A 24,667-nucleotide genomic window follows, 5' to 3' on the forward strand; every position below is an offset into this window, starting at 1 on the left:
AATGACGATAACCAAAAATATAATTGTTCCAGGAAAGCACGAAAAATCAATACTTGCTGATGTTTTTTATAATGATAAGGAACATGAAAAACCAGTAATCATATTTTGCCATGGTTATAAAGGTTTTAAAGATTGGGGAGCCTGGGATTTGATGGCTAAAACATTTGCCGAATCGGGGTTCTTTTTTATAAAATTCAATTTTTCGCATAACGGTGGGACCATAGAACATCCTATTGATTTCCCCGATTTAGAAGCTTTTGGGAACAACAACTACTCTATAGAATTAGATGATTTAAAAGCAGTTATTGATTGGGTTTCCTCCAATTCTGATCTAAAAAAAGATGTAGATTTAAACAACATTATCCTAATAGGCCATAGTAGGGCCGGTGGTATTGTAACCATTATAGCCGAAGAAGATAACAGAATTAAAAAAGTAATTAGTCTTGCTGGCGTATGCGATTATGGCAAACGCACCGCAACAACAGGAGAATTAGAATCATGGAAAAAAGATGGAGTAAAATATGTTTTAAACGAGAGAACAAAGCAGCAGATGCCTCATTACTATCAGTTTTATGAAGACTTTATAAAAAATGAAGAACGACTCACCATCAAACGAGCCGTATGTAACCTACACATTCCATACTTAATTATTCATGGTGATGATGACTCGAGTGTTTTAGTTGATGAAGCTAAACAACTCCATCAATGGAATCCTGAAAGCCATTTAAAAATAATTTGTGGAGCAAACCATGTTTTTGGGGCAAAACATCCCTACACGAAACAAAAACTACCCAAGCATTTAAATGAAGCTATAAATGAAATGATTCACTTTATTAACGCATAAGTTATTCCAAAACAGGCTCAATCAAAAAGGTATACTTCATAGGCTCAGGAAATATCAAATATTCTTGATACGGCAAAAGTCCCCAACTCGTATCTCCTCCTACGCCCATTTGTTTGTAATCGATATTTACATTAACATGGTTACGAGGAACAATATCTGTAGTATGCCGATTTTCTCCTGTGGGCTCAAAATCTTCATTATTAAAATGATTGATATTAAAATTAAGATACTGAGCACTTGAAAACTTCAGCCCTCGATTTTCTTTATTCTTAATCGTTATCCACCTTGTATCTGTTCTATACCCATTTTCTTGAGGTCTGATATAAGGCACATAAAACTCTTCTACTTCGGCTTTATAAACTCCTAAAAATGCAGATTCCTTACGATCTGGATAATTTTCATGAGGTCCTCTTCCATAATAAGACACTTGATTCATATTATCTTTTAACTTAAGATTCATACCCATACGAGGTATTAAGCCACTACCGCCTTCCCTTTCAAAAACATACTGAACTTTTATTTTTCCCGTACTCTCGATAGTATAGTTAATAAAGAAATTTGCAATAGCTTCATTTGACTTTTGAACACTTATCATGACATTATTATTCTCCAATACGTTCCAAGAGGTTCGTTTTAATTCTAACTTAGATTCAATAGCTTTCCAATCTGAAGATTTACTGGTCATTTTATATCCTAAATCATTGTCAATTGGTGCTCTCCATGTGTTTAAAGTGAGCGGAGCAGCCATCCAGTTTTGATTATTCATTTCATAAGCAAATAAATTTCCTTTTAACTTATCAAACTTGATAACAATGCCCTGACTGCAGATAACTTCAATTTGGGTATCGGACTCTTGAACTTTAATCTTTTTATCTAGTTTAGGTTCTACAGAATTGTATTTTGGTTTTTGAATATTAAACTGACTCTTAGCAACCTCATGCCCTTTACCTAATAGATGCTTTGGTTCCTTAAGCTTCCAACTAAAATTAACTAAATATTCATGATTCACATTTAAGTTTAAAATTTCTTCCTTTAAACTTAAAGTCTGTTTTGATAAGGGGGCTCCATCAACAGGTAAGACTCCTTTAGAAATTCGAATACCGTTATCTAGCAGTTCCCAATCTAAATTAAATTCAGATAAATTGGTAAAAAAGTTTTCATTAAAAATTTCAAAGGTTAGTTCTTTCGAATCTAACATTTTCATGTGAATATTTTGATACTGCTTTTTAACTTCCCAAAGCGCAGGCTGAATACTTCTATCTGGAAAAATCAAACCATTTAAACAAAAGGCCCCCGAATGTTGTTTCCCTTCTGGTTCAAAATCACCTCCATAAGCCCAATATGATTGTCCTTCGGTATTTTTAACAGCAATCCCTTGATCTACCCAATCCCAAATAAAGCCACCTTGAACACGAGGTTCTTCCCTAACAAAATCCCACAATTCTTTAAGATTTCCTGTGCTGTTCCCCATAGAATGTGCGTATTCTACCCAAATAAAAGGGCGCTCTGGATTTGTGGGTAAATGCTCTTTTTTAATATCTACAATAGGGGCATACATATAGCCAATGATGTCCGTATGGCGAATATGGTCAAAGTCCGGGTCAACTTCCGCTCTATCATAAGAAACCAAACGCGAATTATCCATCTTTTTTAACCAATTATAACTATCAATAAAAGGTTGACCTGTTCCGGCTTCATTTCCCATAGACCAAATAACTACCGAAGGGTTATTCTTATCTCTATAAAATAAACGTTGAATTCGATTTGTAATGGATTTGTAATAGCTTGGATCTCTTGCTACTTCATTAACAATCCAGCCATATCCATGCGCTTCAATATTGGCTTCGTCAATAACATAAAGCCCATATTTATTACATAATTTATACCAATAAGGATCGTCGGGATAATGCGATGTCCTTACCGCGTTGATATTGAATTGTTTCATTAACTCAATATCTTTTAGCATCATCTCTTTAGTCATAACATGTCCTAGTTTAGGATCATGCTCATGGCGATTAACCCCCTTAAATAAAACAGGTTGACCATTAATTAAGAGTTGACCATTTTTAAGTTTAATAGTTCTGAACCCTACTTGGTGCGATGTGCATTCTAATAACTTATCCTTACTATCTTTTAAAGAGATAATTAGGGTGTAAAGACTTGGGGTTTCTGCAGACCAAGGACTTACGTTTTTAATGGTAGACTCAAAATTAAGTGTCTTATACGCTCCTTTTTTTACAGTTATATCTTGGCTTGAATTATAAACAACCTTATTGGCATCATAAAGCTGCACAGTTACTTTTGCTAATTCTCTAAAGGTCCTATTCTTAAGATCAACAGACAAATTTAAAAGACCATTTTCTAAAGACTCATCCAAAGTTGTTTTGGCAAAAAAATCATGAATCATTAGCTTTGGTCTGGCATGTAAAAACACATCTCGCTCTATTCCCGCTAAACGCCAAAAATCAATATCTTCAATATAACTAGCATCAGTAAACTTATAAACTTCAACAGCTATTTCATTCTTTCCTGACTTTACAAATGAGGTAATATTAAACTCTGCTGGTAACTTACTCCCTTGACTGTACCCTACTTTTTCACCATTAACCCATATATAGAAAGCACATTTTACAGCTCCGAAATGAATATGAATTTCTTTATCTTCCCAAGATGCATCGATATTAAATGTTCTTTTATACTGCCCTACAGGATTATAGTCATGAGGCACAAAAGGTTTGTTCTTGGGGAATGGATAGGTAATATTGGCATAAAAAGGATACCCAAATCCCTGCAATTCCCAGTTAGAAGGAACAGTAATTTCATCTTTTAAATCATTACTATTTAATTTATAGAAATCTTTGATGCGTTTATCGGCATTCTCACTCCAATTAAACTGCCAAACACCGTTTAACGATTTATAATGTTCAGTATTTAATTCATCTTTTAAAGCATTATCCACTGCATTATAAGAAATAAAATAGGCGTGAGGTGCTTCTTTATTCACTCCAATAACTTCAGGGTTTTCCCAATCCAGAATTTGAGAAAATGACATAAGATTACTAAGAAAGAATAATACGATGATGTTATATTTCATTTGATGTTGTTTTTAGTTCAGCCATTCAAAACAATTATGCTTTAACCGTAGCCTGCTCAAATATAAGTTTTCTTGCTAAAATTTGTAGTAGTTTATTTTATTCTTAACGATCTTAAAAAAGATTCTAAATATATTTTAGCCTCTTTTTTATTTTTAATACTTTACAAAGAAATTTCAGTTATAAACTATTATAAACAAGGTTTAGATAGCCTATATATATGAGCGTACTATTCGAAAACATTGAAAAACTAAAAGAAGTTGTAACATTAACCAAGCATGAAAAACTTATTAATGCTATTATTGCTGCCATAGAATCTAAAGATTTAGTAAAAGGAGACCGCTTGCCCTCAATAAATAAAATGGTAGCCGAAGTGGGTTATGCACGAAAAACAATAGTGAAAGCTTATGAAGATTTAAAAGGTCGGGGCATTGTAGAGTCTAAAAATTTCAAAGGGTATTATATTGCCGATGAAAATACCAAAACAAAACTTCGTGTTGCCTTAGTTCTCTTTGCTTTCCATGCTTTCCAGGAAGATTTTTATAATAAATTCAGAGAAGAATTGGGTGGGAAATACATTATTAATGTATTCTTCCATCATAATAACCTCGATGTTTTTAAAGATATTTTTGCACGTATTTCGGGGAGATATGGCATGTATGTGGTTGCCCCTATTCAACACCCTGACATCAAGACTTTATTGACTAAATTCCCTTTTGATAAGCTATTAATTGTTGATAGGCAACTTGCAATGCCTCAAGATTATTCTTATATCACGCAAGAGTTTGAAAATTCAACTTATAACCAATTGCAAAAACTAATTTTTGAAATAAAAAAATACAATAAATTCATCCTATTTTTTAAGGAAGATTCAGACTATCCTATAGGCATTCTAAATGCTTTTAATGAGTTTGTTAAAGAAAATAAGATTAGTGCAAAAGTTGAGAAACAATACAAAAAAAACAGTATTGTAAAAAATACATTATACTTCTTTATTGATGACACAAATTTGTGGGAAATTCTAAGAGACGGTAAAACCAAAAACTATACAATAGGAAAGGATATTGGTGTTCTTGCACATAATGACAATGCCATAAAGGAAATTATATTTGGTGGAATAACAACTATTTCGACAGATTTTAAAAAAATGGCAATAGAATCGGCAAATTTTGTAAAAACCAGAGAACATACTAGAAAAATAATACCCTCAGAGCTTATCCATAGAAGTTCATTATAGCAATAAATCACGTCATTTTATTCATATATGTTAATATTTTGAGTGATTTTTTTGCAAATTATTAGTTTTTTGAAATATTTTTATATATTTGCACTGTAGCATAGTGTAGCACACTTGTATATTTTTTACAAAGTAGCATACTATAGCATACTTAAACTAACTTAAATACAGACTTATGAAAAAAAACGTACTTAGACTATTTTTTGGCTTTCTCTGCTCCATGATGTGGGTTGGAGGTCACGCTCAAACTCAGTCAGTTTCGGGAACGGTAACAGATGATCAGTTTCCTCTTCCAGGAGTGAACATTATAGTAAAAAATACCACTAATGGTGTTACTACCGATTTTGATGGAAATTTTACTTTAGACGATGTAAGTGCATCAGATATTCTTGTTTTTAGCTATGTTGGCTATAAAACAATAGAAGTGCCAATTGGAGACCAAGCAACCTTAACCGTAGTAATGACTGAGGATGCAGCAGCTTTAGATGAAGTAGTTATTGTTGGTTATGGTACATCCAACAAAAGGGAGCTTACAGGTTCTGTAGGAACAGTAAAAGGAGAGGCGTTAGCTACTACCGTTGCAGGTAACCCAACTGCTGCGCTTCAAGGACAACTTACAGGTCTTCAAGTGGAGAATCCTGGGGGAAAACCTGGAGCTAAAGGAAATGTGTTTATTAGAGGGGTAAACTCTTTAAGTAATGCAGACCCTTTATACATAGTTGACGGTTTATTTGTTGACGATATGAGATATGTTAATGCTACAGATATCCAAAATATATCTGTTTTAAAAGATGCTGCCGCTGCTGCCATTTATGGTTCTCGGGCTGCTAATGGTGTAATCTTAATAAAAACAAAGCATGGTATAAAAAATAGAGATTTAGAAGTTAATGTCAATACTAGAATAGGTTTTGACACACCAAGTAAAAAATTAGACTTCATTAATGGTCAACAATACACAAACTACCTAAACCAAAGGTTTGCTAATGATGGAAGTTCAACAAATGTAAATTGGAATAATGTTGACACCAACTGGCAAGATGAAAATTTGAAAAATGGATTAGTTGAAGATTACGGCTTCTCTTTATCAGGTGGTGGTGAAAAATCGACCTATTTTTCATCTATAAATTACTTTAATCAAGAAGGTATTTTAATAGGCTCTGGATTTAGAAGGTTAAACGCAAGATTTAATAGTACACACGAATTCGGGAAATTTAAACTAACCGAATCTGTTGGTTTAGCAGAAGGAAAATTACAAGATAACAACTGGTATGGTTTTGATGGAACTACGGCACCAACCGTAAGATTAAGAAACTCAAATAATGAAGGTGGTTTTGAAGCACCATCTACAGATGTTCAAGGTCCTGGTGGTGTAAATCAATTCGGGTTAGCTTCTCTTGAAGACAACTTAGAAACTACACGTACTTTATTTGCAAGCTTAAAGCTTGATTATAATATTACCGAAAACTTAAAAGCGGGTTTAAATCTAGGAGTTGATTACCGAAATGTAAAACGTTATCAATTTACACCAACATATTTTATGAGTGATGTAGATGCTGTTAGAAATGTAAATGATCAAAATGATCTTACAGATTTTAGAATTGAAGACATTAATCTACTTTTAGAACCAACAATAAGTTATGAAAAGTCATTTAATGAAGTTCATAAAGTCTCTGCTGTTTTAGGTTACACGAGATTTATTGAAAACCAAAACAGTAGTGGAGTTTACGGCCAAGGTACTCCGGCGAATAGTATTAGAGTTGTGGGCGCATTACCAGCAAGCGATCAAAATAACCTTTTAGGAGAAACTAATAAAGCTGGATTAACATCTTACTTCGGAAGACTTAATTATAATTATGATGACAGATACATCTTTTCTGGAACTATGAGACGAGATGCTTCTTCCAGGTTTGCAAAAAACAACCAGGTTGGTTATTTTCCAGCAGTTTCAGGAGCATGGAATATTAGTAATGAAGAATTTTGGAAATCTGAAACAATCAACTTCTTCAAAGTAAGAATGTCTTATGGTGAGCTGGGGTCTTATCCTGATGATTTTTATCCTACACAAGCTGTTTTCATTGCTAATCAATCAAACACAAGTTTTAACGATAAAATTGCAAATGGCCTAGCTCAAACTACTTTGGCAGATGAGAATTTAGTATGGGAGACTACTAAAACTTTCGATATTGGTGTCGATATGTCGTTCTTAAATAGCGCCTTAACATTTTCAGCAGATTACTATACAAAGGATGTGGAAGATGCCTTAGTTCCAATAGCAGTGCCTTCAACAGCAGGTGTAAGTTTACCAGTAGTAAGAAATGCAGGTACTTTAGTTAATAACGGTTTTGAATTTGACCTGACTTACAGAAAATCTGAAGGTGAATTCACATACACAGTTGGCACGAATTTCTCATTCAACCTTAAAAATGAGGCCAAAGATATACCAACAACCATCTTAGGACCGGGGGTAGATGAAGATTTAAGAGTTGTTAATAGAACAGAATCTAATGGTCCCGTTGGTGCCTTTTATGGTTACAAAGTAGAAGATAAAGTAGATCCAGCAACTGGTGATTTTGTTAGAATCGACACAGATGGTATTCCCGGAATAACTTCAGACGATCAAACCATTATTGGAGATCCTACGCCAGATTTTACATATGGTATTAACTTTAATGCTAATTATAAAAAATTCGATTTTACAGTAAACTTTAATGGTGTATCAGGAAATGAAGTTTATAACTTAAGTAGATATTACAATATTCTTTGGCAAGATGGCGGAAAATTAACAGAAGTATTAAACTCTTGGACGCCAACAAATACAGACACTAATATTCCTAGAGCTTCGGTTGATGATGAGGCCGGAAATAAAGAACCTTCATCTTTCTTTGTTGAAAAAGGATCTTATTTCAGATTGAGAAATCTTGAAATTGGATACAATTTTGGAGAAAGCATATTTGGAGCTGAATGGATTAAGAAAACAAGATTATCCTTGAACATACAAAACGTTTTTGTTATCACTGATTATACAGGTTATGACCCAGATGTAGCATCCACAAATAGTGGTAGAGCCAATCTAAACTCAGGTGTTCCTGGTGTAAGAGCTAATGTAAATTCTTTACTTGGTAGAGGGTTAGATCAACGTGCATATCCAAATGCAAGAACTTTCATGTTAGGACTTCAAGTAACTTTTTAATAAATCATTATGAAAAAAATATTTAAAATAAAATCATTATTCGGTATAGTGTGCTTGTCGTTAGTACTCACATTCTTTGCCTGCTCAAATGACATTTTAGACCAAGAAAATAACAATGCCACATCTACGGCTAATTTCGGAACCTCTGAAGAACAAGTTAATTCGGCAATAAATGGAGCCTTTCACCCTGTAACAGGAACATTTTTCTGGGGAAGAATTATTCATACAGGGGCCTTATTAAGATCAGATGAATTTAACGTATTCCCTTTCGGGTCGAATACAGCTATGTCAACATTTTTAGGAAACCCAGGAGATCGTTGGGCAACTGAGCCATGGCAAGAACTTTATAAATCTATTTTTAGATGTAACAATATTATAATAAATACTAAAATTGATGCTCCAGAACTCGTAGGTCAGGCTTATTTTTTACGAGCCTTTGATTATTGGTATCTTTTAAACCTTTATGGTAATGTAGGTTCTGGTGAGCAAGGAGGTATTCCTTTAATAACAGAAATGCCCGATTTAGATAATCTATTAGTATCTCAAGCTCCAGCCGCTGATGTTTGGGCTCAAATTATTGCCGATTTAGAAATGGCAGAAACTATGTTACCACCATCATGGTCTGGCGATGATTTAGGTAGAGCAACTTCAGGAGCTGCAACAGCTTTAAAAGGAAAAAGTTACTTATACATGAAACAATATGGTCCTGCAGCTACTGCTTTAGAGAGTTTAGTGGGCAAGTATAGCCTATTGCCTTCAAGTAGTTATGGTGAGAATTTTTCAATTACAAACGAAAATAACAATGAGTCTGTTTTTGAATTACAATACTTAGGACAAGAAACATTCGTATGGGGAACAGATATTCCAGGTACGGGAACTATGGGTAATTACCATATTGATTATGCGCCACCAACAAAATCTCCAGATAGAAGTCATGTAGTGAACCCATGGTTAAAAGTTTTATTTGAAGCGAATGGAGATATGGTAAGAAGAAATGAAACCTTAGCTTATGATTATCCTGGCTCAACAGGTTATGGGGGTATTGATTTTGCTACCGACATGGCAGAAGATATTACCGTTGCAAATGATGCTGGCATGGAACCTATTTTTTCTAAAAAATATTCTGGAATGGATTTAGGTCCAAGAGACGCTGTAGACTTCTTAGGTACTAATGTTGGAAACAATTGGAGAGTAATTCGTTATTCAGATGTCTTATTAATGCTTGCAGAAGCTTTAAACGAAAACGGAATGACCTCTCAAGCCATTGGACATATAGATGAGGTTAGAGAAAGAGCCGGATTGAACTTAATCGCAGATACTAATCCTGGGATTGATCAAGCGGCAATGCGTCAAGCCATTATTGAAGAACGCGCTATGGAATTAGCAGGTGAAGGTCACCGTTTCTTTGACTTGGTAAGATGGGGCCTTGCTGATGAATATTTGGGAACAACGTCAATGCACGTTGCCAATGGATCACAAACTTATCACCCAAAATCTTTAAGTGGAGGAACATTCCAAAGTGGGAAACATGAATTAGTATGGATACCTAACTCTGAAAGAGACGCTAATCCTAATCTAGATCAAAATCCTAATTATAATTAAGAGATTAATAGCACACATATTATTTGTTTAGTTTGGTTTTTTTTGATTGAATAATAGTCGAGGTGGTGGTAAACCTCGACTTTTACTCAATCGTATCGAAAAATCCTTCCCTAAACTAAAACACTTTTTGTTTCCATTTCAACAAGCATAAAATGATAATAGACAATTATATCATCACTGAGGAAGACATCATATTTGATGGTATTATGGGTGATTTCAAAACCGAAATAACGACAAAGTTAAAAGATTCTGAAACCTCTATTTTCAACATTAATATTTCGGCCGAAACACCCGTATTACCTCAACCTATTACTATTAAATGGAAAATCCCAGCCCATAATATAAAAGGAGTTTGGAAACCAACCACCGATTTTGCCAAACGTATACAGGCAGATTGGGAAATGGATCATATGGAATCTCGTATATCTATTGATGCACCGGTAATCAGTTTATTTGGTCATGATGATAACAACGCCATAACATTCGCTTGTTCAAATGCCATAAACAAATTAGAATTAAACGCTAGAATAAGAGAAGAAAACGATTTTTTCTTTTGTCATGTAACCCTATTTCTAGAACAACAATCTAAAATAGACAACTACAATATTCAATTAAGAATTGACCAGGAAAAGAAACATTTTTCTGAAGCTTTGAAAGCCGTTTCACAATGGTGGGAAGGGTTTGATAATTTAAAACCTGCATCTGTACCCGATATTGCCTTAACTCCGCTTTATTCTACATGGTATAATTTTCATCAAAATTTAGATGAAAATATACTCATTAAAGAATGTGAAATAGCTTATAATTTAGGCTACAAATCTGTAATTATTGATGACGGTTGGCAAACCAATGATGACAACCGAGGTTATGATTATACGGGCGACTGGCATCCAGAGCGTATTTCAAAAACAAAAGAATTTGTAAATGCTATTCACAATACTGGAATGAAAATTGGTTTCTGGTATTCTGTACCTTTCTGCGGAAAAAAATCAGAAGCCTATAAACACTTCAAAGGGAAATTTTTAACTGAAGATCATCGATGGGCACCAGTTTTTGATCCCCGATATCCAGAAGTACGTGAGTATCTTATCAATATTTATAAAAACGCTTTATTAGATTGGAATTTAGATGGTTTTAAACTTGACTTTATAGACGATTTCAGACTTTACAATGACACGCCAAGCGTGAATTCTCACATGGATTATGGTTCCATTAATGCAGCTGTAGATAGGCTTTTAACAGATGTTAAAACAACGCTTACAGAATTAAATCCTGATATTTTTATCGAATTCAGGCAGAAGTATGTAGGACCAGCAATGCGTAAATACGGCAATATGTTTCGTGCCTTTGATTGTCCTGGAGATGCTACTATGAATCGTACAAGAATTGCAGATATAAGAATGTTGGCGGGAAATACAGCGGTACACTCAGACATGATTACTTGGCATAATGATGAGCAATTAGAAGTTGCCGCATTACAAATGGTTAATACGCTTTTTGGAGTACCACAAATCTCAGTCATTCTTGATGAAATCCCTAAAGAGCATTTAGAGATGGTTAAGTTTTACACCAATTATTGGAATAAAAACAAAGATATTATTACAACCGGGCATTTCACTCCACATAAACCTCTTGCAAACTACCCTATCCAAACGGTAATCAAAAATAACCTAGCCATTATAGGTTTGCATGATGATCATGCGGTTCAACTTGACGACAGTATTGAAAGCATAGATATTATTAATGCAAAACTTTCAACAAGTGTTATTGTTAAAACCACATCTAATTTAGGCAATTATAATTGCCGTATATTTAATTGCAAAGGAGACATAGTAAATGATGAAAGTCTTACTCTATACCAAGGCTTAGCAGAACTTAATGTTCCTGCTTGCGGTTTAGTACAATTAACCTTAAAAAAATAACTACGCATGGATACGCTATCAATTGTTTCATTTCTTGGATTCACCCTGTTGGTAGCCTTTATTGCTTGGTTTGCCACCCGTAAAACAGATGAGAATTCTGCCGATGGCTATTATCTTGGAGGAAGAAGTCTAGGTGCTATTACAATAGCGGGCTCACTTCTTTTAACCAATCTTTCTGCTGAACAAATTGTGGGTCTTAATGGTCAATCATTTGCTCAAGGCGTTTTGGTTATGGCCTGGGAAACATTGGCTGCTATTTCAATGATTGTAACCGCTATATACTTACTACCAAAATATATGCGCTCGGGAATTACAACTATACCAGAGTTTATTCAAGAACGTTTTGATGCACAAACAAAGTCGATTTTATCAATATTGTTTTTGGTCGCCTTTGGTATTGTGCTATTACCAACCATCTTATATTCAGGCTCCTTAGCATTTAGCACCATGTTTGATTTACCAAACACTTTAGGCATATCTCAATCCGCTGTGATATGGGTTTGCGTATGGTCAATAGGGATTATAGGTTCTATATACGCCATTTTTGGTGGACTAAAAGCTGTTGCCGTATCAGATTTGGTAAATGCGATTGGCTTATTAATTGGAGGGCTTTTGATTCCCATTTTTGGATTGATGCTTATTGGCAACGGAAATGTTTCAGAAGGTCTAAGTACCCTATGGGAAGCTAATCCTGAAAAATTTAACGCCAAAGGAGAAATTGACTCCTTCATTCCATTCAGCACTATTTTTACGGGTATGATGATTGCTCAAATGTATTATTGGGGCACCAATCAATCCATATTGCAACGTGTTTTCGGTGCTAAAAGTTTGGCAGATGGTCAAAAAGGAATGATCCTAGCTGGTTTTGTGAAATTCATGATTCCAATCATAGTAGTTTTACCAGGTATTATCGCATGGCATGTTTTTGGTAGTGATTTAGATAATGCAGATCAAGCTTACCCGGCATTAGTTAGAAAAGTGTTACCTGGAGCATTCTTAGGATTCTTTGCTGCCGTACTATTTGGGGCTATTTTAAGTTCTTTTAATAGTTTACTAAATAGTAGCTCAACTTTATTTGGAGTTGATCTTTACCGTCAATTTTTTAACAAAGATGCTTCCGAACTTAAAATGGTAAAGGCAGGAAAAGCTTTCGGTATGTTATTAGCAATTATATCAATGAGTATCGCGCCTTTCATTGCTAACGCTCCCGATGGCTTGTTCTCATATATTCAAGAATCTCTAGGTAGTTTAAGTGTTCCTATTCTTGCAGTAGTGGTAGTTGGTATGGCCACTAAAAATGTTCCTGCATTAGGCGCTAAAATTGTTTTAACTGTAGGTGTATTAATGTATTTAGTAAGTCAGTTCATATTAGCGCCTCATTTTGTAGAAACGGCGCTTACCGAAGCAGCGGCTAACGGTATTACAGACCTCAAACAGTTGAGTGTTATAAAAGCAAAAGCCTACCCGCATTTCTTACATATTATGGGTATTCTTTTTGTTATGAATGTTGGTTTCATGTTAATAATGGGCAAACTGTTACCTAACCAAAATATTTACACTCCAAAAGTTACTGAAGAGATTGATATTACACCATGGAAATATGCTAAAGTAGTAGGTATAGCTATTACTATTTTAGTTTTAAGCACCTATTTCATTTTCTAATTTGAAGATCATAAAATATGAGCAAAAAATATGTCATCGCATTCGATCAAGGTACTACAAGCACAAGAACTATTGTTTTTAATGAAAGAGGTACTATTATTTCTATTTCTCAAAAAGAATTAAATCAATACTATCCGCAATCAGGCTGGGTAGAACACGATGCGTTAGAAATATACAAAGATCAGTTAGAAACTTTTAACGACGCCATAACTAGCTCTGGAATTAAACCGGAAGATATAGCGGCAGTTGGCATAACTAATCAAAGAGAAACCACTGTTGTTTGGGATAAAGATACAGGAGAACCTATCTATAAAGCTATTGTTTGGCTAGATAAAAGAACCACTGGAATATGTAAAAACTTAGAAGAAAAAGGGCTTTCAAATTACATTAAAAAGAATACAGGATTAGTTATTGATTCCTATTTCTCGGGAACGAAACTAAAATGGCTTTTAGATAACGTTGAAGGTGCTCAGGAGAAAGCGAAAGCAGGTAAGCTCATGTTCGGCACCATTGATACCTGGTTGATTTATAAGTTCACAAACGGTAAAAAACACGTAACAGATCATACCAATGCCTCAAGAACGCTAATTTATAATATTAAAAGTCTTGAATGGGATAAGAGACTCCTCGAAGAATTAAACATTCCATCTTCCATATTACCATCTGTGCAAACATCTTCTTCAGATTTTGGTAGCATTGATTATAAGGGCATACAAATTCCTATTTACGGCGTAGCTGGAGATCAACAAGCATCTTTATTCGGCCAGGGTGGATTTACACCCGGCATTGCTAAAAGTACTTTTGGTACAGGCTGTTTCATTCTTTTAAATACAGGCAAGAAACAAGTAAAATCTAAAAAAGGGCTTCTTACTACTTTAACATGTAGTTTAGATTCAGAACCTATTAACTACGCATTAGAAGGTAGCATATTTGCAGGAGGCGCTTCTATTCAATGGTTAAGAGACCGTATGAAAATTATAAATAGTGCCAGTGAAACAGAAGCTATTTGCAACAATACTCCTCCTCTAAAAAATGTATACGTTGTACCTGCTTTTGCGGGACTTGGTGCACCTCACTGGGACGAAAAAGCTAAAGGTAGTGTGTATGGGATGACACTAGATACAGGAAGGGAAGAATTAATTAAAGCCACGGTTAACGCCCTAGCATACCAAACCAAAGATGTTATTGCTGCTATGGAAAAAGATAGTAATAAAGAAATTGTAACTTTAAAAGCAGATGGTGGTGCAAGTGCAAACAACTACCTCATGCAATTTCAATCGGACTTGCTAAACGTAGAAGTAGACAGACCAAAAATGATAGAAGTTACGGCTTTTGGCGCAGCACTCTTAGCTGGAATAAAAGCAGGAGTTTGGACAAAAAACGATATTGCTAAAATACGTAAAGTTGATACTATTTTTAGCCCTAAAATGGATAAAAGTACTAGAAAAAAGAACTATAAAGGCTGGAAAAAAGCTATTAAAAGAACAAAAAGAAAGTAAGATGTTGCTGATGGAAAATAGAGTAGAATTTTCAGTTTTAAATAGAACTGCACATATTGAAAAATTACAAACACAAAAGTTTGATTTGGCCATAATAGGAGGTGGTGTCACTGGAGCAGGAATTGCTTTAGATGCCGCTTCACGTGGTCTAAAAGTATGCCTCTTAGAAAAAAATGACTTTGCCTCTGGCACAAGTAATAAATCTACTAAACTAATTCATGGCGGACTGCGTTACCTTAAACAGTTTGAAATTGGTTTAGTAAGGGAATCAGGCTCTGAGCGCGCCATTGTTCATAAATTAGCCCCGCACTTAGTTATTCCAGAAAAAATGTTATTACCCTTAGTAGAAGGTGGTACTTATGGAAAAATGATGACTTCCATCGGGCTAAAAGTTTATGATTTTCTTGCTGATGTAAAAGGAGATGATAGACGCCTTATGCTAAACAAGGAAGAAACTCTTGAAAAAGAATCTTTACTTGATAAGAAAGTTATTTTAGGAAGCGGACTTTATGCTGAATACCGAACGGATGATGCAAGATTAACTATTGAAATTCTGAAAAAGGCCGTATCGTATGGAGCTACTGTTATAAATTATTGTGAAATGGAATCGTTTGATTATAATAAAGATTCTAAAATCAAAAATCTTAACTGTAAAGACAACAATACAGGAAATACCTTCAAAATTAAAGCCAGAAACTACGTTTCAGCAGCTGGTCCTTGGGTAGATAAACTGCGCATCAAAGACCACTCTATGAACAACAAGTATTTACATTTAACAAAAGGGGTTCATATTGTATTTCCATTTGAAAAACTACCGGTAAAGCAGCCACTTTATTTTGATGTACCAGATGGTAGAATGATTTTTGCAATCCCCAGAGGTCGAGCTACCTATGTTGGAACCACAGACACCAATTATTCAGGAAACTTAGAACGTGTCGTAGCTACTAAAGATGATGCAGAATACCTTTTGAATGCCATTAATAGTACATTTCCTGATGTTCATCTTAATATTAATGATATCGAATCCAATTGGGCAGGCTTACGACCTTTAATCCATGAGGAAGATAAAGACCCATCAGAATTATCTAGAAAAGACGAGCTTTTTGTATCTGAAAGCGGATTAATTTCAATAGCTGGCGGAAAATTAACGGGTTACCGCAGAATGGCACATCGTGTTATTGAAGCGGTTTTAAAAACCATGAAAACAAAACACACCAAAAATCTAAAAAAATCTAAAACCGAAAAAATTCATTTGGTGACACCTGCCCTTGAGAACTCTCACGACGTCACCTTATATCAAAAAGAATTAGAATTGAAACTATTAGAATGGGCTATTGATGATGGTTATTATGCTTGGTATTTATGCACAACCTATGGAAAACAAGCCGACATTATTATTGAAAAATCTAAATCTTTCGAAAACAAAAAGCACCCAGAACGACTTATTAGAGCCGAACTTTGGTTTTGCATCCATCATGAAATGACTAATAGTCTAACAGATTTCTTCGTGAGAAGAACAGGTCGGCTTTATTTCGATATTCCTAGTGTAAAAAAGTATATGCAAATCATTTCCATTGATTGTGCAAATTATTTAAATTGGGATACCAAACGTATGGATTCTGAAAAAGAAAAAATGGAATTACTTTTAGAAGACGCAAGTACTTATTACGAAAAAGAATTTGAGTAAAACATTGACTTAATCACATGAAAAATAGCCTATTAAAATTAGTCTCATATTTATGTTTAATGTTGCTCTTTTTCAGTTGTGACAAAAAAGAGGAAAAAGCTTCTACTTCAAAGACCCTATTTAAAACACTTAATTCAACTACTTCTGGTATTGACTTTTCGAATACACTTACAGAAAATGACAGCTTAAACTATTTTACCTATTCCTATTTGTATATGGGCGGCGGTATTTCAGTGGGTGATATTAATAATGATGGTTTGAAAGATGTATTTTTTACTGGAAATCAGGTTTCAAACAAACTATACCTTAATAAAGGCAACCTTCAATTTGAAGATATTACTAAAAAATCAGGTGTTTCGGGTGATGATCGCTGGTACACTGGTGTAACCATGGCAGATGTAAATGCCGATGGGTATTTAGATATTTACTGTTCTGTAGCAGGCAAATTTCAACCTAAAGAAAATCAATTATTCATAAATAATCAAGATGGCACTTTTACTGAAAAAGCCCAGGAATATGGTTTGGCCGATATTGGAAATAGTGTTCAAGCTACCTTTTTCGATTATGATAAAGATGGGGATTTAGATGTTTATGTAGCCAACTACCCTATTACTAAATTTAATGCTTCGGTTTATGTTTACGAACAAAAAATGAAAACGGTAACTGACGTTGAAAGCGATCATTTATACAAAAACGAAAACGGACAATTTGTAGATGTAACACGTGAAGCTGGGGTAACAAGTTTTGGATTAACACTAAGTGCCACTGTTGGGGATTTGAATAATGACACTTGGCCAGATATTTACATTTCAAACGACTTTGCTTCTCCAGATTATTTATACATGAATAATCAAGACGGCACCTTTCGAGAAGTAGTTAAACAAGCAACCTCGCATACCGCATTTTATGGTATGGGTGCAGATATTTCAGATTTCAATAACGATGGCAACCTAGATGTTTTTCAAGTCGATATGGATGCCAAAACTAATAAGCGCAAAAAGGCGAATATGGCAGGTATGAATCCTGATTTGTTTTGGGGTGTTGTAGATGCTGGTTTTCATTATCAATACATGCAAAACTGTTTACAAATGAATACAGGTGTTTTTAAAGATGGGAATCCATTTTTCTCAAATGTATCTCGTATTTCAGGTGTATCTTCTACAGATTGGAGTTGGGGCCCTCTTTTTGCAGATTTCGATAACGATGGTTTAAAGGATTTATTCGTTACCAACGGAACAAGACGGGAAGTAAACAACCGCGATTTTTTCAATCAAATTGATGATGCCTTTACTATTGAAAGTGATAAAACTCTTGAAATGAGCTTGAAGATTCCATCTGAAAGAATTGATAACTTCATCTATAAAAACAACGGAAACCTGAGCTTTAATCAAGCCAATAAAGACTGGGGCATTGAGTTTAAAGGCTTTTCAAATGGTGTGGCTTATGCCGATTTAGATAATGATGGCGACTTAGAAATTATTACTAATAATATTGACGATAAAGCATCCGTTTTTCAAAACAATAGTTCGGAAACCAACAATTATATTACTATTAATTTTCAAGGTACTGTAAACAACAAGTTTGGGTTAGGTAATCGTGTTTTTATAACGCTCGATGATGAAACTCAAATGCAAGAACTAACTCTTACACGGGGCTTTCAATCATCTGTCGCACCCGAATTGCATTTCGGATTGGGAAAAGCAGACAACATTGATGAGTTAAAAGTGATTTGGACCGATGGTACAACTGAAATTAAAAATAACGTATCTGTAAATCAAACACTTCGTTTTAAACATGAAAATGCATCGGTTATAACTGAAAACATTGAACAGAATACATCTCTTTTTAATTCAGATATCGCCGGAGTTTTTCCAGAACATAGGCATGACGAAAATAAATTTGACGATTTTAAATATCAAGTTTTGTTACCTCATAAAATGTCGAATTTTGGTCCCGCCTTAGCCGTAGGCGATTTAAATAATGATGGACTTGACGATTATTTTATTGGTGGGGCTTTTAATAGATTAGGAAGTTTATTTTTTCAAACCAAAAACGGATTTGAAAAGCAGAACGATTCCATTTTTGAAAAAGATAAACTAAGTGAAGATATAGGTGCATTGATTTTTGATGCAGATAATGATGGTGACAAGGATTTATACGTAGTAAGCGGCGGATATGAATTTTCATCAAAATCTAAAATGCTTCAAGATAGGCTTTATGTAAATAATGGCACTGGGGGTTTCTCCAAATCAGATGGACTACCTGAAATGATTACTAGCGGATCAAAAGCCTATAACCTTGATTTTAATAACGATGGAAAACAAGATTTACTAGTATTAGGGAGACAAATTCCCGGAAGCTATCCTGCCCCAGCCAATAGCTATTTATTAGAAAACAAAACCGAGAACGGTTTAATACAATTTAAAGATGTTACTCATACTAAAGCGAAAGCGTTTAAAAGTTTAGGAATGGCAACTTCAGCGGTTATAACAGATTTTAACAATGATAATTACGATGACATTATTATTGTTGGTGAATGGATGCCTATTCGTGTTTTTGAAAACACGAAAGGAACTTTCAAAGACGTTTCTGAAAGTTTAGGGTTAAATCGAGATACAACAGGATGGTGGTGGAGCATCAACCAAGGAGATTTTGATGGCGATGGCGATATGGATTATATCCTTGGAAACAATGGGCAAAACTATAAATACAAAGCAACTGAAAATGAAACCTTTGATATTTACGTTAACGATTTTGATCAGGATAGTAAGAACGATATTGTTTTAAGCTACTATAATGGTGGAAAACAATACCCAGTTAGGGGGCGTGAATGTTCGTCACAACAAATTCCAAAAATAAAAGACAAATTCAAAGATTACGAAACATTCTCTAATGCTACTCTGGTAGATGTTTATGAAGAAGACGCTTTAGAGTCTGCAACACATTACCAAGTTAAATCGTTCGCAAGTATTTATTTAGAAAACAAAAACGGAGAATTTATTATTCATAAACTTCCTGCGGAGGCGCAAACTTCAGGCATTAATAAAATATTGGTGAATGATTTTGATAGCGATGGAAACCTTGATGCTTTAATTTCGGGAAACTTATTTTCATCTGAAGTAGAAACTCCCAGAAATGACGCTGGTTATGGACTATTTCTAAAAGGAAGTAATGACGGTTCTTTTCAGCCAATACCGCCCTCGGAAAGTGGTTTTTTCACTGTTGGTGATGTAAAAGATATGAGTCCTATTACCGTTGGAAGAGAAGACTATTTAATAGCTGTAAAAAACAATGATTACTTACAATTTATAAAAATTAACAAATAATCTAAAAAAAGAAAGCAGCGTATAAACGCTGCCATCAATCAAAAATCAAACTTAATCATCGCTATTAACCTAGTTCCATTTTTATAAACAAACTTAACCATCAAACTTTAAAAACCTAATTATTAGCTTAGTCACTCTTAGGTTTTTACACCACAAATATACTCCCGTAATTCTTTTGTCTATGCGACATCTTGTGTCCTAAGTAAATTTTTTATCTATGAGCTTATGCAGTAATTTCGCTTCTTTATGTGTTAGCCTTTCTCCATTAATATCATTCAAAAGAAGAAGTGCTTTCTCATAGGAATGCTCGGGCATTTCTTCATCTTCAAGACTAACTTTAAGCAGCAATTTTTCAAGTTTTATTATAGTCTCTAACTGCTCTTCGTCCTTATGTGTACCTTTTCGTAACGTACTTTCCATAAGTTTTAATTTGAACAAAAGCATGGACACAATAAACTTTTTAAAGTGTCCAAATCTACTGACTATGAATCAATTTAAATATGACACGGCATGTCTGAAATAACTCATTTTAGTTATATTTACTTACTAAAAAGGTACTTTAATGAATCCATATAGTTCCATAGGAGCTCTTTTTATTGACTATCGAAACTTCAATAAACTTTCGCAATCTGATTTTGCCTATGCCATAGATGTGGATCTTAGAACGGTACAACGATGGGAGAAAAATTTGACTCTAATAAAATCTGAGAAAGAAGAAAGCATTGTACTAGCAACCCTCATGCCTTATCAACTTATACATAACTTAAATGCAGTAGTTCCGATACCAACTTTCTACAATTTTAAAACTCGTAAATATTCATTATCAAAACAAACTACTGATCTTCCTAAATTAAACTGGTTTAAGGATCAAATAGAAATTACCTCACCCAACTTAAGAACCATTGATTTTGATTTGGATTTTAAATATATAGCACAATTTATTGATTCTCAAAAGAGGGATAACAACTATGTAAATGCCGATCTCATAATAGAAGCCATACGATTACTTCCAGAATTAAATTTTGTACACACAGGAAAATCTGGGTATTATAATGGCCATTGTATTGTTTTACCAATTAATAAAAACACTTATCAAAAATTAAGAAATAAAGACATCACAAACAAAGATTTAAGAGCTTCAGATTTAGTTAACTACCATACCTTAGAGGAACCCATTTTTTATAGATATGATATTACTGGCGATTGCAACGACACTATTTTTTATGTCATGGCACATTTTTTTAGGTTTTTTAGAGACCTAAATAAGAGTAATTATATAATGTGTGGTTACACGGAGAGGGATGATAACTATCAAATAAACCTACAAATCGGGCTTAAGTTTGTATGGGAAGATAAGGTATTGCAGAAGACATTGGGCTTAGAGGCTCCTCCTAGGTTTTTTGAAGGTAATTTTAATCTGTTTTTGTCCGATTAAAAAGACATACATTCCTTGTTCTAAACTATATACTGTAACTTATTTTATAAAAGGGTTGGATGTTTGTACTCCAAGAGTTAAATAATCTTGAATATGCCTAAAAGAAGGTTTAACACCTATTTCATAAAGCATAGCATGCAAGGCAATAGCAAACCACCTTTTTTGATCAATAGACAGGTTATTAATCTCGGTATAGGTGTCATCTAAATTATTCAAACTATAGTTTTTCATATACTTAGATTTAACACCAAAACCTATACTTTCAAATTGCTCATAAATATAATTGTACATTTCAAGATTCAATGGAGGTCCGTCTGCTCTCATAATCTTTAAAAATGTATGAGCCATTGCTGCCTTTTGCTCTAGAGTCAAGCTCCTGCTAAAAGCCATAAGCCTCGGGTGTCTTGCAAAACCATATCTTCTTTTCTTTTTTTTGAATAAAGCGCTCACGATATCTTGATTTTAGTGTCAAACAAAATTACATTGAAGGAACAATATTACATGCGACATAAAATGTCCGAAACTTCATTAGCCGAAATTTATGTAAAATATACATCATTATTTCTTCGAGGTTTTTGAAACCAAAAATACCTGATAATTAAACCTTTGACGACATTAAATGTCGTACCCCGGACCATTTTAGATGTCTATTTTTGACCATAAATATGTAATATGAAACAGCTAATTTCCCTTTTTATAATCTCTTTAATAATATTTGGATGTAGTACTGACGATGATAACAACGACCATGCATACCACTTAGAGTATGTAAATGTTATAAGTGCTGAACTTCCAGATGAATTTGTTCATGGAAACACTTATAGAATTAACATAACTATAGAATTACCTAATAGTTGTTATTATTATTATAACCAATATGACTATTTCTATGAAGGAACATCGAGGATTATTTATCCTATAGGACATGTAGATGATAACGTTCCATGTACTTTAAACATTAGGGAAACAACTTTTTCGATCCCTGTACAAGCACTACAATCCGAACCTTATATTTTTAAGTTTTATCAAGGAGAAGATGCCGACGGACAAGATGTCTTCTTAACTATTGAAGTTCCTGTAATTTAAAAATCACAGTAGATATAAAATTAATAAAAAAGGTGTTCAAGACATTGAACACCTTTTACTGGTGGAGAAGATCGGATTCGAACCGACGACCTCTTGACTGCCAGTCAAGCGCTCTAGCCAACTGAGCTACATCCCCTTTCTCCTTATTTACAGTATTTACAAGCGTTTACAATACATATTATAGTATTTCAACTATGCTGCATTTACCTGCATTTGGATACAAATGTATGCATTTAAGCCTAAAAATTCGCAACTTGTATTCACCTCCAAAATGATTTTTAAATTAAAAACCTTTAACTCATCTATTCTAAAGAAGAAAAACAATTAATGCAGAAATATATGAATATTTGAATTAACAAATAAATCTTACCGAAATCTTAACATGAAAATACCTAACTTTATACTCAACAAAAGTCCAAAACTAAGGTAAGTAGTACCTAAAGATCCATTAAATATAATATTAAAGGCAGTAATAACTAAAACAGCATGAATAATGAGTACTAAAAATTATATAACAAAAGGTGAAGGACTTCCTAATTGGTCAAATCCTATTAGTCATGCAGTTGTTGTAAATAACATGTGTTTTGTGAGTGGTCAGTTATCTGTAAATACTGATGGAAAATATGTTTCTGGGACAATACTTGAAGAAGGAAATTTAGCATTTTCGAATTTTTTTTCAGCTATTAAAAATGCTGATTTTGAGAAAGAAGACATTGTTTTTATTGACATTGCATTTGACAATCTAAATGATTTACCCGAAATAAATAGACTGTTTATGGAATTATTCCCAGCTAATAAACGACCTGCCAGAACCATATATCAGGCTGAAGCTTTACCTTTTGGTGGAAAAATTAAAATTACTGGAACTGCAGTAAAAGAATTAATATGACAGGGAAACATTCCAAATCAAAAAATACGCAAATTTTGAAAGTGATGAACGAATTAAAACTAAACTAAGCAATAAACTATTTACCAAAATACTCTGTCGGCGTTTTTCCGGTTATATCACGAAAAGCTTTATAAAAAGTAGACTTAGAACCAAATCCTGATTCTTGAGCAACACCAAAAAGCGTTAAGTTTGAATTTAGTTTACTTTCAACACGCTCCATAAAATCTTTGACACGATAGTAATTTACCCATTCAAAAAAATTATAGCCAAAACCTTCATTAACTATTCGGGATACATCTGGCTCTGAAATTTGGGTCATATTAGCTATATCTTTTCGGGTTAGTTTACTATTTAAATATGGCCTTTGCTCTAACATGAGAAGTTCTAGTTGTTGCTTTAGCCTAGAGACATCTGATTTTTCGAGTTTTGAGGAGCTATATTTTTCCAATGTTTCCTCTAAATAAAACTGATTAGGGTTTTGTAATAGGCTATAGGCAATAAAACAAATAGTTAAAGATAGTACGCCCCAAAACATACCATAATCAAACAAAGATGGTGCGTTAAAAACAGTACTTTTTATAAAATAGAATATCCAAAAGGCATATCCTAAACCTAAAATTGCCAAAAACCTTATATAATATTTGCTCTCTACTTGAAAACTTAATCGATTGTTAATTTTACTAAAAAACTTTTTTGTAATAACTATTGAAGACACATAGTAAACTAAATGATACAGGATAATAATACCCATAAATATGTTGAAAAACCGTATGGTCTCTTCAGATTGAAAAGTCTCCTTAATATTCGGGTTAGGATTTAAAAGACCTAAAATAATGAATCCACTTTGAATCAGTGAAGGGATAAAATGTAACCACCCATATCTGCTAGGTTTTAATTTAAACTGATCTTTTAAATATAAAAAATAGCTAACTGGTAATGTATAAAGTACAATATCGGCTATTCCCATCCAAGTAGGATTTCCGCCATTTAAAAACTCAACATAGCTAAACCTTCCCGTTTGACCAATGGTAAGAAACACAATTAACAATACAAGAAAACGATTTTTTTTATTGCGAAGTTTTGGTGTACTTAATATTATGAGCAGTAAAAATATACCCTGCAGAATTCCAAAAATTATCAACCATTCAAAAGCCTTAGTCATGATTTAAGTTAATTTATTTCAAATTAAAGAATAA

16 protein-coding genes and 1 tRNA gene are annotated in these 24,667 nt (G+C 33.8%); 12 read left to right on the forward strand and 5 right to left on the reverse strand.

Going from position 1 to position 24,667, the window contains the following annotated elements; all coding sequences use genetic code 11:
• Position 1: 1 nt before the first annotated feature.
• Entirely contained in the window at positions 2-844 is an 843-nt protein-coding gene (locus tag Q0857_RS02950; protein WP_298531882.1) for an alpha/beta fold hydrolase, read from the forward strand.
• 1 nt (position 845) lies between these two features.
• Here Q0857_RS02950 and Q0857_RS02955 read toward each other — a convergent pair whose 3' ends face one another.
• Positions 846-3,938 carry a glycoside hydrolase family 2 TIM barrel-domain containing protein gene (locus tag Q0857_RS02955; RefSeq protein ID WP_298531884.1) on the reverse strand — a complete coding sequence of 1,031 codons (3,093 nt, stop codon included), beginning with the start codon at positions 3,936-3,938 and terminating at the stop codon, positions 846-848.
• 218 nt (positions 3,939-4,156) lie between these two features.
• Between Q0857_RS02955 and Q0857_RS02960 the strand changes: the two genes are divergently transcribed.
• The 8 genes from Q0857_RS02960 (at position 4,157) to Q0857_RS02995 (ending at position 20,061) form a co-directional block, all read left to right on the forward strand.
• On the forward strand, positions 4,157-5,173 hold the full coding sequence (locus tag Q0857_RS02960; RefSeq protein WP_298531887.1) for a GntR family transcriptional regulator: 1,017 nt from the start codon (positions 4,157-4,159) through the stop codon (positions 5,171-5,173).
• Between the two features lie 175 nt (positions 5,174-5,348).
• On the forward strand, positions 5,349-8,363 hold the full coding sequence (locus tag Q0857_RS02965; RefSeq protein ID WP_298531890.1) for a TonB-dependent receptor: 3,015 nt from the start codon (positions 5,349-5,351) through the stop codon (positions 8,361-8,363).
• A 9-nt stretch (positions 8,364-8,372) separates the two neighbouring features.
• Positions 8,373-9,965, forward strand: coding sequence for a RagB/SusD family nutrient uptake outer membrane protein (locus tag Q0857_RS02970; RefSeq protein ID WP_298531893.1), 1,593 nt, complete (start codon positions 8,373-8,375; stop codon positions 9,963-9,965).
• Between the two features lie 152 nt (positions 9,966-10,117).
• On the forward strand, positions 10,118-11,887 hold the full coding sequence (locus Q0857_RS02975) for a glycoside hydrolase family 36 protein (protein ID WP_298531896.1): 1,770 nt from the start codon (positions 10,118-10,120) through the stop codon (positions 11,885-11,887).
• Positions 11,888-11,893: 6 nt separating this feature from the next.
• Positions 11,894-13,549 carry a solute:sodium symporter family transporter gene (locus tag Q0857_RS02980; RefSeq protein WP_298531897.1) on the forward strand — a complete coding sequence of 552 codons (1,656 nt, stop codon included), beginning with the start codon at positions 11,894-11,896 and terminating at the stop codon, positions 13,547-13,549.
• Between the two features lie 17 nt (positions 13,550-13,566).
• Positions 13,567-15,048 (forward strand): glycerol kinase GlpK, encoded by a 1,482-nt coding sequence (gene glpK / locus Q0857_RS02985; RefSeq protein WP_298531900.1) that lies wholly within the window; start codon positions 13,567-13,569, stop codon positions 15,046-15,048.
• A 10-nt stretch (positions 15,049-15,058) separates the two neighbouring features.
• Positions 15,059-16,735 carry a glycerol-3-phosphate dehydrogenase/oxidase gene (locus Q0857_RS02990; protein WP_298531903.1) on the forward strand — a complete coding sequence of 559 codons (1,677 nt, stop codon included), beginning with the start codon at positions 15,059-15,061 and terminating at the stop codon, positions 16,733-16,735.
• Between the two features lie 17 nt (positions 16,736-16,752).
• Positions 16,753-20,061: a VCBS repeat-containing protein gene (locus tag Q0857_RS02995; protein ID WP_298531906.1), complete on the forward strand. Its 3,309-nt coding sequence runs from the start codon at positions 16,753-16,755 to the stop codon at positions 20,059-20,061.
• 198 nt (positions 20,062-20,259) lie between these two features.
• Here Q0857_RS02995 and Q0857_RS03000 read toward each other — a convergent pair whose 3' ends face one another.
• Entirely contained in the window at positions 20,260-20,481 is a 222-nt protein-coding gene (locus Q0857_RS03000; protein ID WP_298531909.1) for a hypothetical protein, read from the reverse strand.
• Between the two features lie 142 nt (positions 20,482-20,623).
• Between Q0857_RS03000 and Q0857_RS03005 the strand changes: the two genes are divergently transcribed.
• Complete coding sequence (locus Q0857_RS03005; RefSeq protein ID WP_298531911.1) at positions 20,624-21,496, forward strand: hypothetical protein; 873 nt, start codon at positions 20,624-20,626, stop codon at positions 21,494-21,496.
• Between the two features lie 39 nt (positions 21,497-21,535).
• Here Q0857_RS03005 and Q0857_RS03010 read toward each other — a convergent pair whose 3' ends face one another.
• Entirely contained in the window at positions 21,536-21,946 is a 411-nt protein-coding gene (locus tag Q0857_RS03010; RefSeq protein WP_298531913.1) for a hypothetical protein, read from the reverse strand.
• A gap of 222 nt (positions 21,947-22,168) precedes the next feature.
• Here Q0857_RS03010 and Q0857_RS03015 point away from each other — a divergent pair, with 222 nt between their 5' ends.
• A complete protein-coding gene (locus Q0857_RS03015; protein WP_298531916.1) occupies positions 22,169-22,582 on the forward strand; it encodes a hypothetical protein in 414 nt (137 codons plus the stop codon).
• 59 nt (positions 22,583-22,641) lie between these two features.
• Here the strand turns inward: Q0857_RS03015 and Q0857_RS03020 are convergent.
• Positions 22,642-22,718, reverse strand: a tRNA-Ala gene (locus Q0857_RS03020).
• Between the two features lie 357 nt (positions 22,719-23,075).
• Here Q0857_RS03020 and Q0857_RS03025 point away from each other — a divergent pair.
• Complete coding sequence (locus Q0857_RS03025; RefSeq protein WP_298531919.1) at positions 23,076-23,471, forward strand: RidA family protein; 396 nt, start codon at positions 23,076-23,078, stop codon at positions 23,469-23,471.
• A gap of 76 nt (positions 23,472-23,547) precedes the next feature.
• Here Q0857_RS03025 and Q0857_RS03030 read toward each other — a convergent pair whose 3' ends face one another.
• On the reverse strand, positions 23,548-24,633 hold the full coding sequence (locus Q0857_RS03030) for an AraC family transcriptional regulator (RefSeq protein WP_298531922.1): 1,086 nt from the start codon (positions 24,631-24,633) through the stop codon (positions 23,548-23,550).
• Between the last annotated feature and the right edge of the window lie 34 nt (positions 24,634-24,667).

Origin of the sequence: uncultured Algibacter sp. (assembly GCF_947495925.1) — a bacterium.
Lineage (GTDB): Bacteria > Bacteroidota > Bacteroidia > Flavobacteriales > Flavobacteriaceae > Algibacter_E.